Annotated in this window: 1 pseudogene; it reads left to right on the top strand. The window is 64.8% G+C overall.

Annotation, left to right across the window (positions count from 1 at the left end):
• A pseudogene (locus tag R0J88_RS18795) lies at positions 1-457 on the top strand (type VI secretion system ATPase TssH); the annotation flags it as partial.

Here is a 457-nt window from a genome sequence, read left to right as displayed (position 1 = left end):
AGTACATCGAGAAGGACGCCGCACTTGAGCGCCGCTTCCAGAAGGTGCAGGTCGACCAGCCCAGCGAGGAAGACACCATCGCCATCCTGCGTGGCCTGAAGGAGCGCTATGAGGTGCACCACGGGGTCGACATCACCGACAGCGCCATCATCGCCGCCGCGCGGCTGTCCTCGCGCTACATCACGGACCGTCAGCTGCCGGACAAGGCGATCGACCTGATCGATGAGGCCGCGTCACGCATCCGCATGGAGCTGGATTCCAAGCCGGAGGAGATGGACCGTCTCGACCGCCGCCTGATCCAGCTCAAGATGGAGCGTGAAGCGCTCAAGAAGGAAACCGACGAGGCGGCGCTCAAGCGCCTCGGCGCGCTTGAGGACCAGATCTCGGAGCTGGAGCGGGAATACGCCGACCTCGATGAGGTCTGGAAGGCCGAGAAGTCCAGCATCCAGGGCGCGGC

Source organism: Pseudoalteromonas sp. SIMBA_162 (assembly GCF_046535955.1).
Lineage (GTDB): Bacteria > Pseudomonadota > Gammaproteobacteria > Enterobacterales > Alteromonadaceae > Pseudoalteromonas > Pseudoalteromonas marina.
This window is presented reverse-complemented; position numbering and strand designations above follow the sequence as displayed.